At 66.0% G+C, this 8882-nt stretch carries 11 protein-coding genes and 1 pseudogene; 3 read left to right on the top strand and 9 right to left on the bottom strand.

Annotated elements, in window-relative coordinates; genetic code table 11:
* Positions 1 to 669: sugar phosphate isomerase/epimerase family protein (locus tag ACTG4J_RS12980; protein ID WP_439140146.1), on the top strand; the 669-nt coding region annotated here is incomplete at its 5' end.
* A 124-nt stretch (positions 670 to 793) separates the two neighbouring features.
* Here ACTG4J_RS12980 and ACTG4J_RS12985 read toward each other — a convergent pair.
* A complete protein-coding gene (locus ACTG4J_RS12985; protein WP_439140148.1) occupies positions 794 to 1939 on the bottom strand; it encodes an alpha-D-ribose 1-methylphosphonate 5-triphosphate diphosphatase in 1146 nt (381 codons plus the stop codon).
* A gap of 47 nt (positions 1940 to 1986) precedes the next feature.
* Between ACTG4J_RS12985 and ACTG4J_RS12990 the strand changes: the two genes are divergently transcribed.
* Complete coding sequence (locus tag ACTG4J_RS12990; protein ID WP_439140150.1) at positions 1987 to 2673, top strand: DUF1045 domain-containing protein; 687 nt, start codon at positions 1987 to 1989, stop codon at positions 2671 to 2673.
* Here ACTG4J_RS12990 and phnN read toward each other — a convergent pair.
* Genes phnN through phnG form a run of 7 tightly spaced genes read right to left on the bottom strand, consistent with a single transcriptional unit; the run spans position 2655 to position 7645 of the window.
* Positions 2655 to 3200: a phosphonate metabolism protein/1,5-bisphosphokinase (PRPP-forming) PhnN gene (gene phnN / locus ACTG4J_RS12995; protein WP_439140152.1), complete on the bottom strand. Its 546-nt coding sequence runs from the start codon at positions 3198 to 3200 to the stop codon at positions 2655 to 2657. The two genes, ACTG4J_RS12990 and phnN, sit on opposite strands and share 19 nt — an antisense overlap.
* On the bottom strand, positions 3197 to 3877 hold the full coding sequence (gene phnL, locus ACTG4J_RS13000) for a phosphonate C-P lyase system protein PhnL (RefSeq protein ID WP_439140154.1): 681 nt from the start codon (positions 3875 to 3877) through the stop codon (positions 3197 to 3199). Before phnL ends, phnN begins: the two co-directional genes overlap by 4 nt.
* 4 nt (positions 3878 to 3881) lie before the next feature.
* Positions 3882 to 4652 carry a phosphonate C-P lyase system protein PhnK gene (gene phnK, locus ACTG4J_RS13005; protein ID WP_439140156.1) on the bottom strand — a complete coding sequence of 257 codons (771 nt, stop codon included), beginning with the start codon at positions 4650 to 4652 and terminating at the stop codon, positions 3882 to 3884.
* A gap of 46 nt (positions 4653 to 4698) precedes the next feature.
* Positions 4699 to 5529 carry an alpha-D-ribose 1-methylphosphonate 5-phosphate C-P-lyase PhnJ gene (locus ACTG4J_RS13010; RefSeq protein ID WP_439140158.1) on the bottom strand — a complete coding sequence of 277 codons (831 nt, stop codon included), beginning with the start codon at positions 5527 to 5529 and terminating at the stop codon, positions 4699 to 4701.
* On the bottom strand, positions 5526 to 6617 hold the full coding sequence (locus ACTG4J_RS13015; RefSeq protein WP_439140160.1) for a carbon-phosphorus lyase complex subunit PhnI: 1092 nt from the start codon (positions 6615 to 6617) through the stop codon (positions 5526 to 5528). The genes ACTG4J_RS13010 and ACTG4J_RS13015 overlap by 4 nt, the downstream gene beginning before the upstream one ends.
* 3 nt (positions 6618 to 6620) lie before the next feature.
* Positions 6621 to 7187 carry a phosphonate C-P lyase system protein PhnH gene (phnH, locus tag ACTG4J_RS13020; protein ID WP_439140162.1) on the bottom strand — a complete coding sequence of 189 codons (567 nt, stop codon included), beginning with the start codon at positions 7185 to 7187 and terminating at the stop codon, positions 6621 to 6623.
* Entirely contained in the window at positions 7184 to 7645 is a 462-nt protein-coding gene (gene phnG, locus ACTG4J_RS13025) for a phosphonate C-P lyase system protein PhnG (RefSeq protein WP_439140164.1), read from the bottom strand. The genes phnH and phnG overlap by 4 nt, the downstream gene beginning before the upstream one ends.
* Positions 7646 to 7744: 99 nt before the next feature.
* On the opposite strand from phnG, the gene phnF reads away from it, so the two are divergent.
* The gene (gene phnF / locus ACTG4J_RS13030) at positions 7745 to 8461 is read left to right on the top strand and encodes a phosphonate metabolism transcriptional regulator PhnF (RefSeq protein WP_439140166.1); all 717 of its coding nucleotides are present in this window, start codon (positions 7745 to 7747) and stop codon (positions 8459 to 8461) included.
* A 75-nt stretch (positions 8462 to 8536) separates the two neighbouring features.
* Here phnF and ACTG4J_RS13035 read toward each other — a convergent pair.
* A pseudogene (locus tag ACTG4J_RS13035) lies at positions 8537 to 8882 on the bottom strand (flavin-dependent oxidoreductase); the annotation flags it as partial.

The following is an 8882-nucleotide window of genomic DNA, read 5'->3' on the forward strand; positions in this document are numbered from 1 at the left end:
GATGGCTTTTCCGGGCGTCTCGGCATCCATGGCCCCTTTTATGATCTTGTCCTCGACATGGCCGATCTCGAAATCGCCCCCATCGTCGCGCGACGGTTTGAGACGGGCGTCGCCGCCGCTGCCGCCCTTGGCGCGACGCAGATGGTGATCCATTCGCCCTTCACCACATGGGATTGGTTCAATTTCGGAAACAATCCCCGCATCGGCAATACACCGTCAGATTTCGAAGCCAAGATCGCACGGGTCGCAGCCCTGCTGGCCCCTGCCATCGCGCGGGCCGAAGCCGAAGGTGTCATGCTCGTCATCGAGAATATCGAGGATATCGACCCCGCCCAGCGCCGCTTGCTGGCCCAAAGCTTGGGCTCAGACGCGGTGCGGCTCTCGATCGATACGGGCCACGCCCACTACGCCCATCACGCCACGGGCGCGCCGCCCGTCGATTACTTCATCCATGACGCGGGCGCGATGCTGGCCCATGTCCATCTGCAAGATGCCGATGGCTTTGCTGACCGCCACTGGCCACCCGGGCGCGGCACGATCAACTGGCATGCGGTCTTCGCTGCCATCGCGGCCCTGCCCCAGCGCCCGCATCTGGTGCTGGAATTGCGCGATGCAGGCGATATTCCCGCCGCAATGACGTGGCTGGGGCGTGAAGGCCTTGCCTGCTGACACAAGGCTTGGCCTTCATCTTTCCAAAAATACGCAATTCCGCCCTAACCCTGCCCTGCGCAGCGCCGGGATCGGGGCGTCCACGCGGACGGCGGGGTTCGATGCCCCGCAGGCCGCGCGCCCTTCACGCCACCCGCGCGCCCGCCGACCAGACACCGCGCAAGGCGGGCACGCCCTCGGCCAGCTGGAACCGGATCAGATCGGCGCGCATCCCCTCGGCCAGCCGCCCGCGATCCACCAGCCCCGCCGCATGGGCCGGGGCCGCCGTCACGGTGGCGATGGCACGCGCCATGTCGCCCCAAATCTCGCCCAACATCACCGCGCCATACAACAGTGCCGAGGGCACGTAGTCGGAGGACAGGATGTCCAACAGCTCTGCCTCGGCCAGATCGGCCGCCGCGACATTGCCCGAATGCGAGCCCCCCCGCACCAGATTTGGCGCCCCCATCATTACCGCGATCCCATGCGCCCGACAGGCGCGCGCGGCATCCTCGGTTGTGGGAAACTCGGCCAATGCGATCCCATGCGCCGCCGAACGTACGACATGATCGACCAGCGTGTCGTCATGGCTGGCCAAGACCGCGCCAAGCCGCTGCGCCGCCGCCACCGCTGCCGCCTCATGGTCGTCGCGCACCGCCGCGCCCAAGGCCTGCCGTGTTGTGACATGTTCGTTGAACACCGCCTCCGACAGACCATGCTTGCCCATCATATAGGTACGATATTGACCGATATCGGCGAATTGGCGCTGGCCCGGCGTGTGATCCATCAAGCTCATGATGCCGACCCGGTCGGTAGGGCCGAACTGCGCCAATTCCGCGATCAGCGTTTCCGAACAGATCTCGGCGCGCAGGTGGATGTGATGGCTGATCTTCAGCGCGCCTGCCGCCCGCATCACCAAAAGCGCATCGGCTAGATCACGCGCGTAGCGCGACCAGCCGACCCCGCCCTTGCCCTCGATCGAGCCGACGCGGATCGCATCATAAACCGTGGTGATGCCACAAGCTGCAAGCTCGGCATCATGGGCTGCAATGGCGGGCTTCATCGGCCAATGCGCCGAAGGGCGCGGGCGCAGATGGCGCTCCAGATTATCGGTATGAAGCTCGATCAAGCCCGGCGCGACGATATCACCGCCGCAATCCACGGCCCCCGCAGGCACCGACGCGCCGCCCGCGATCGCGACGATTTCACCGCCTGCGATGGTCATGCGCCCCAGCATCTCACCCCCGGGCAAGATCAGCCGGGCATTGGCAAGGGTCAGCGTCTCGGGCATCAGGGCAGTGTCTTTGGGCATAGGTGCCTCGTGAAGGGCGGGAAAAGATGAACGGATTTGCACGCTACGCGCTTTACATGGTGCCCGAAGGGGATTTCTACCGCAAAGGCGCCGATTGGCTGGGTTGGGACAGTGCCGAGGGGCGGGCTTGCCCGCAAACCGCGCTGGCCGATTTGCCGAAACCTGCCGGTGCGATCACCGCCACGCCGCGAAAATACGGGCTGCATGCCACGATCAAACCACCTTTCCGGCTGGCGCCGGGCATGGATGAGGATGGTCTCGACAAGGCCGCGCGCGCCTTTTGCGCGGGCTTGGCCCCGATCACGCTGCCCCCGCTTGCGATCCAGCGGTTGGGTGGCTTTGTCGCCGCCGTGCCGACCCAGCCCAGCGCCGATCTGCAAGCGCTTGCATCCGCCACGGTCGCAGCCTTCGAGCCGTTCCGCGCGCCGCTGACCGAGGGCGAGCTGGCAAAGCGGCACAAATCGCGCCTCACCCCCCGGCAAGAGGCGCTCTTGACCCGGTGGGGCTATCCCTTCGTGATGGAAGAGTTCCGCTTCCATATCACGTTGAGCGGTGCGCTCCCCCAGCCGGAGGGCGACCGCCTGCGCGATATATTGGCCGCATATTTCGCGCCCCTGCTTGCCAATCCCGTCGTGATCGACAGCCTTTGCCTGATGGGCGAGGATCAAGAGGGTCTGTTCCACCTGCTTCATCGTTATCGCTTTTCGGGATAAAGCGCGGCCAAGGCCGCGCCCACGGCATGCGCCAAGGCACCGGAATTGTCGATCTCGACCAGCGGCAATCCTTGCGGGAAATCGGGGGCCGGACGGGCCATCCTGCGGGCGATCTCGGCCCGGCCCTCGCGGCCCCGCGCGGCCAGCCGTTGGGCAAGAACCTCTGGCGTGGCCGTCACATGCAGCACGGTGAGCGCGCCGAAAACCTGCGCCGCGCGCCCCAGCATGCCGCGCGACAGGTTCGCAAGCGCATCTTGCCCGCGATCCAGCGTGTCATGCACCGCATGCGGGATCGCATAGCTCAGCCCATGCGCCTGCCAGTGCAGGGCGAAATCGCCCCCCGCCGCGCGGGCGGCAAAAAGGGCCGGGCTGATCGCCTCGTAATCTTCGCCACCTGCATCGACGTCGCGCGTAATCACGCGGCGCACCCGCACCAGATCGGGCCGGGCCGCACAAAGCCCCGCCATCACGCTGTCCTTGCCCACACCCGAGGGCCCGACCACGGCGATGAAGCGCCCCTTGGTCATGCCGGCCTCGGGGTGAAGCCGGTCACATCGATCTCGCAGTCGGCGACGCGGGCGCGCGCCTCCAGATCATGGAAGATGCCAACGATGGCGGCGCCCGCTTCCTTGGCCTCTGCGATTAGCGCCAGCACGGTTTCGCGGTTGGTGGCATCAAGGCTTGCTGTCGGCTCATCGAGCAACAGCGCCGGGTAGCCGTGGGCAAAGCCGCGCGCGATGTTCACGCGCTGCTGCTCGCCGCCCGAGAAGGTCGTGGGCGAGAGCTGCCAAAGCCGCTCGGGGATGCGTAACCGCGTGAGCAGATCGCGCGCCCGCGCAAAGGCCTCGGCCTCGGGCCGACCAAGGGCCAGAAGCGGCTCGGCCACCACCTCGAGCGTCGGCACGCGCGGCACCACGCGCAGGAACTGGCTCACATAGCCCAAGGTCTCACGCCGAAGCGCAAGGATCTCGCGCGGCTCGGCCCGGGTGATATCGATCCCCCCAATCCGCACAGATCCGCCTTGGGCCAAGTAATTGCCGTAAAGGATGCGCATGACGGTCGATTTCCCCGCCCCGCTTTCCCCCACCAAGGCCACGCATTCACCCGGCGCGACCGAGAACGAAGCCCCGGTCAAGACCGGGATCACCGCGCCCCCCTGATTGTGCAGCACGAAATTCTTGGCGAGGTTTTCGACATGGATCATGGCATCACACCTGCAAGACAGAGCTGACAAGCAGCTGGGTATAGGGCGCCTGCGGATCGTCGAGCACTTGGTCGGTCAGGCCCGTCTCGATCACATGGCCATCCTTCATCACCATCAGCCGATCCGCCAAAAGCCGCACGACCGCCAGATCATGGGTCACGACGATGGCCGAAAGCCCCATCCGCCGCACAAGCCCCCGGATCAGGTCCAAAAGCCGCGCCTGCACACTGACATCAAGCCCGCCTGTCGGCTCATCCATGAACACAAGCCGCGGCCCCGTGACCAGATTGCGCGCGATCTGCAACCGCTGCTGCATGCCGCCCGAAAAGGCGCTGGGGCGGTCATCGATGCGGCCCTCGCCGATCTCGACCCGGCCCAGCCAATCGGTGGCTTGTGCGCGAATGTCGCCGTAATGGCGCGCGCCCACCGCCATCAGCCGCTCACCCACATTGCCACCCGCCGAGATGCGCATGCGCAACCCGTCGCGCGGGTTCTGGTGGACAAAGGCCCAGTCGGTGCGCCCCAGCATCCGCCGCTCGGGCTCGGTCATTGAAAGCACATCCTTCGGCCCCTCGGTGCGGGTGTCAAAGATCACCCGGCCCGCATCGGGGGCCAGATGCCCGGCCAGACAGTTCAGAAGCGTCGACTTGCCCGATCCGCTTTCCCCCACGATCCCCAAGACCTCGCCGGGGTAAAGGCGAAACGACACATCCCCACAGCCGATCCGCCCGCCATAGCGCTTGGTCAGCCCCTCAACCTCGAGCAGCGGTGTCATGCGGTCTGCCCCTTCATCTTTCCAAAAATACGCACTCCGCCTCCGCTCATGCCGCCGCCTCGCGCCGGCTGGCGCAGTAATCCGTGTCGGAACAGACGAACATCCGGCTGCCCTGATCATCGGTGATCACCTCGTCGAGATAGCTGTCCTCGGCCCCGCAGAGCGCGCAAGGATGGGGCGCTTTCGACGGATCGAAGGGGTGATCCTCGAAATCGAGGCTGACGACCTGCGTATAGGGCGGCACGGCATAGATGCGCTGCTCGCGCCCCGCCCCGAAGAGCTGCAAGGCCGCGCTCTCGAGCTTGGGATTGTCGAATTTCGGAATGGGCGAGGGATCCATCACATAGCGCCCCTCGACCTTGACCGGGTAGGCATAGGCCGTCGCGATCTCGCCATGCCGCGCGATATCTTCGTAAAGCTTCACATGCATGAGCCCGTAATCTTCCAGCGCATGCATCTGGCGTGTCTCGACCTCGGACGGCTCCAGAAAACGCAACGGCTCGGGGATCGGCACCTGATAGACAAGGATCTGATCCTCGCCCAAACCCTGTTCGGGAATGCGGTGGCGCGTCTGGATGATGGTGGCCTCACCCGTCTTTTCCGTCACCGCCACCCCTGCCGTCTTCTCGAAAAACTTGCGGATCGAGACCGCATTGGTGGTGTCGTCCGCCCCTTGGTCGATCACCTTGAGGGTATCCTCTGGCGTCAGACAAGCGGCGGTCACCTGCACCCCGCCCGTGCCCCAGCCGTACGGCATGGGCATCTCGCGCGAGGCGAAAGGCACCTGATAGCCCGGCACGGCCACCCCTTTCAGGATCGCGCGGCGGATCATCCGCTTGGTTTGTTCATCAAGATAGGCGAAGTTGTAGTCGCTCATTCCGCAGCCTCCGCCGTTTGGCCCGCCATCGCCTCGGCCCTGAGCCGGCGGATCAGTTCCAACTCCGATTGGAAATCGACGTAATGGGGCAGCTTGATATGCTCCAAGAACCCCGTCGCCTGCACATTGTCGGAATGGTAGAGGACGAATTCCGCATCCTGCGCGGGCGCGCCGACATTGTCCTCGCCCAACTCCTCCCAGCGCAGCGCGCGATCGACCAAGGCCATGGAAATCGCCTTGCGCTCGGATTGGCCAAAGACCAGCCCATAGCCGCGGGTGAATTGCGGCGGCTCGGATTTCGAGCCCATGAACTGGTTCACCGTCTCGCATTCGGTCAGCACCACCTCGCCCAGTTCGATGGCAAAGCCAAGCTCGGGGATCTCCATCTCGACGGCGACCGTGCCGATGCGCAACTCGCCCACGAAGGGATGCGTGCGCCCATAGCCGCGCTGGGTGGAATAGGCCATCGACAGGACAAACCCCTCATCGCCCCGCGTCAAAGCCTGAAGGCGCAGCGGTCGGTCGGCCGGGAAATCGAGCGGCTCGCGCGTCAGATCGCGCGGGATCTCGGGGCCATCCGCCTCGGGCTGGATGAGATCCTCGCGCGCCAGAAACCCGGTGACATGGGGCACCGGGCCGGGTGCCGCCTCGGCCTGCGGGGCGGCGGGCGGGGCAAGCCCCTCGGCCGCAAGGGCGAAATCGAGCAGGCGATGGGTATAGTCGAAGGTCGGCCCAAGGATTTGGCCGCCCGGCAGATCCTTGAAGGTCGCGCTGATGCGCCGGTCGCAGGCCATCTTTGCGGTCTCGACAGGCCTGCTTGCACCGAAGCGCGGCAGCGTGGTGCGATAGGCGCGGATCAAGAACACCGCCTCGATCAGATCGCCGCGCGCCTGCTTGATCGCGAGCGCTGCCAGATCAGGGTCGTAAAGCGACCCCTCGGCCATCACGCGTGCGACCGACAGCGCCAGTTGCTCGCGGATCTGCGCGATGCTGAGTTCCGCCACGCACGGATCGCCGCGCCGCTCTTCGGCCAGCCACGCATGGGCATTGTCGATTGCGCGCTCACCGCCTTTGACCGCGACATACATGGCCTAACCCTCCACACGGGTGCTGCGCGGCAGCCCGGCCAGCCGGTCGCCACAGGTGAAATAGCAATCGAAGCCCAGTGGAAAGCGGCGGCGGTTGTCTTGAAACGCCGCAATCTCGGGCAGCGACAGCTGCGCGCGCTCCTTGATCCCCGGCCCGCGCAAGCTGGCCCCGGCCCCGGACAATTCCGCCATCTCCACGATCAGTGTGGCCGCGCGGTCGGGATAGGCGGGGGTGCCGATCGCAAACCGCGATACCGGCGCAAGCGCCGCCCATGTGCCCAGTGCGAAGATCGCCTGCCCAGGCCCCACGATCGGCGCGCCGGTGTGGAACGCGATCCATTGCCGCAAACCCGCATGATCATGGCTGGGCGCAAGGTAAAGCGGCGTCGTCGTATCACAAAGCGTCAGCAGCAGCGCTCCCGCCGCGACCGAACAGGGCGCAGGCGGGGTGACACCCGCCACGCGCTCGATCCGCCCGGGTCGCGCCATCGCCTGAAGGGCGGCGCGAAAGGCAAGCGCCGCATCGCGCGACAGATCGGCAAAGCCACCCTCCAACTGTGCCGTATTCATGCGTTATCCCCTCGGACCATGGTGAAAAATTCGACCTTGGTGGCCGCTGCGCGGGTGGCGCGGGCCTGCTTCAGCGCCTCGGCTTCGGCGCGCAAGGGGGTCAAGATCGCGACCTCGATCGCCGCTCCTCGCCCGTCTTCGCACAGCGCATCGATCAAAGCCGCAGTCAGCGCCGCCGCCTTGTCACGCCCCTGCACATGGCCATGACCCACAACACCCGACGACAGCCGCACCGCGCAGCGCGTCACCGTCATCTCGCCCAAATTGAAAGGCGCACCCACAGCACCGGCCCGACCACGCAGCATCACCGTGCCAATCTCGGGCGCGCGCAAGACGTCATGCGCGGGAAGATCAGGCGCATAGGCCGCGAACAGCGCGCAAAGCCGTGCGGCGGGTGCCTTGGCCAGTGTCGAAAGCCGCGCTTGGCGGGCGATGATCGCAGGGTCGGTGACAGACATCTTTGCAAGTTGTCCATTTATTTATACAACTATACAAATCTGATCTCACACCGCCCGCCTTGGCACAAGGGGGCAAGATATGAAGTTTTGGTGACACCGATGGGCAGATCCCCGCTTTGGACCGCGATCCGCGATCAGATCGCCGCAGATATCGCGCGCGGCCATTATGGTCCGGGCGACAGGCTACCGACCGAGGCGCATCTGTCGGAGCGCTTTGGCGTCAACCGCCACACGCTGCGCCGCGCGCTCGCCGATCTTGCGGCCTCGGGCATGGTGCATGCACGGCGGGGTGCGGGTGTGTTCGTGCGCCACAGGCCCACCGCCTATCCGCTGGGTCGTCGGGTGCGGTTTCACCAAAACCTCATGGCGGCGGGTCGGGTGCCGGATCGGCGCATCCTGCGGCTCGAAACCCGCGCCGCCGACGCGCGCGAGGCATCGGCCCTTGCCCTTGCCCCCGACGCACAAGTCCATGTCTTCGAAGGGCTGAGCCTTGCCGATGGCGCGCCGATTGCGCTGTTCACATCCGTCTTTCCCGCCCTGCGCTTTCCGGGGCTGTTGGACAATCTGCGCGCCAATCCTTCGGTCACAGCCGCCTTGGCCGCCGAAGGGCTGCCCGACTACACCCGCGCCAGCACAGAGATCACCGCCAAATCTGCCAGCCCCACCCTTGCCGCACAGCTTCAAATTCAAACCGGTGCAGCGCTTCTGCGCACGGTGGCGATCAATGTCGATGGCGCGAGCCAGCCCGTCGAATATGGCCGCACATGGTTCGCGGGCGAACGCGTGGCGCTGACGCTTGGGGCCGAGGACAGCTAAAGCCCCCGCGCCTTCATCTTTCCGAAAATACGCGCATCCTGCAATCGCCACACGCGCCACATCGAAGCCGGCGCGTTAGCCCAGCCGCGCGCCGGGCGGGATCGTCGGGGGCGCAGCGTTCAGGGCCTCCATCGCGAAACCGGCCGCCGCCTTGTAGCCCGCCATGAAGGCTGCGCGCTCTTCGGGCGGGATCACGGTGTCGATATCGTCGAACACCCCGCCCGAGCGCTCGTCGAGGAGGTTCAGCAGACCAAAGGGCCCCGCACCACGGTTGCGCAACTGCACCGCCGAGATGGGCCCGCAAAGCTTGGCGTCATAGGCGGCAAGCGCCTCAGGCGTCACGCCATGCGCCAGCATCATCGCCCCCAGCACCCGCCCATCGACGATGGCCTGGCTCGCCCCGTTCGACCCGGTGGGATAC

Source organism: Roseicyclus sp. (genome assembly GCF_965662675.1).
Lineage (GTDB): Bacteria > Pseudomonadota > Alphaproteobacteria > Rhodobacterales > Rhodobacteraceae > Roseicyclus.